The following is a 379-nucleotide window of genomic DNA, read 5'->3' as shown; positions in this document are numbered from 1 at the left end:
TCCGCCGGATCGAGCGCGTGCTGGTTCCCTGGGCGGGGCGGGAATGAACGAAAGCGAAGGAGTAGGACTTGTGACCCATTCCACCGCGGTGCTGTTCGCGCATGTCGGCGCTTGGCTGTTGCGCCTGCCGCCGAGCGACAAGCGCGTCGAGGACGGGCGGCCCGAGGACGAGCCGAAATCGCCGACGCCGGTGTCGTTCGCCGGCGAACGCGATCGCCTGCCGCCGCGCGACGAGAGCTTCTACTGGGCCTGGCAATACTGGTCTCAGTGAGGGCGTCGTCATCGCGCGCTAGCCCCTGCGACTTCGTCATGTATGGACGGCCCCTCTTAGGCAAGAGGCAATTAGCAGATACGGCGCAAGTCTGGAGCGGTCATGTAT

At 65.4% G+C, this 379-nt stretch carries 1 protein-coding gene; it reads left to right on the top strand.

The window, feature by feature from the left end; translation table 11 throughout:
* Window positions 1-70 precede the first annotated feature (70 nt).
* Window positions 71-271 carry a hypothetical protein gene (locus tag EN949_RS35710; RefSeq protein ID WP_127238534.1) on the top strand — a complete coding sequence of 67 codons (201 nt, stop codon included), beginning with the start codon at window positions 71-73 and terminating at the stop codon, window positions 269-271.
* Window positions 272-379 lie beyond the last annotated feature (108 nt).

It is taken from the genome of Mesorhizobium sp. M7A.F.Ca.US.007.01.2.1 (genome assembly GCF_003998165.1).
GTDB lineage: Bacteria > Pseudomonadota > Alphaproteobacteria > Rhizobiales > Rhizobiaceae > Mesorhizobium > Mesorhizobium ciceri.
Note: the sequence above shows the minus strand (reverse complement) of the source record. Positions and strands in the feature narration are given on the sequence as shown.